The organism is Peribacillus muralis (genome assembly GCF_001439925.1).
GTDB classification, from domain to species: Bacteria; Bacillota; Bacilli; order Bacillales; family DSM-1321; genus Peribacillus; species Peribacillus muralis.
In genome coordinates this window covers 1-284 of record NZ_LMBV01000091.1, presented here as the reverse complement: position 1 = coordinate 284, position 284 = coordinate 1, and the positions used below count along the sequence as shown (strand labels likewise).

General features: G+C 45.1%; 1 protein-coding gene. It reads left to right on the top strand.

Annotation, left to right across the window (positions count from 1 at the left end):
- On the top strand, nucleotides 1-284 hold a 284-nt coding region (locus ASU00_RS25650; RefSeq protein WP_236712836.1), incomplete at both ends, for a toxin Cry1Ac domain D-VI-related protein.

Genomic DNA, 284 nt, shown 5'->3' with positions numbered 1-284 from the left:
TTGAACGATGCGAAGAACAAAGTGGAAGATCTGTTCACCGATAACAAGTTCGACACATTGAAAGAGACGGCGGATCAAGGGGCGATTGATGAAGCCAAAGATGCGGTCAATAAGCTACCGGAAGGTGAAGAAAAAGACCGCCTGCAAGATTTACTGAACAAAGCCCAAGATTTATTGAACGAACAAGAGCAGGCAGAAAAAGACCTAGCCGATGCAAAGAACAAAGTGGAAGATCTGTTCACGGATGATACGTTCGACACATTGAACGGAAGTACCGATCAAGG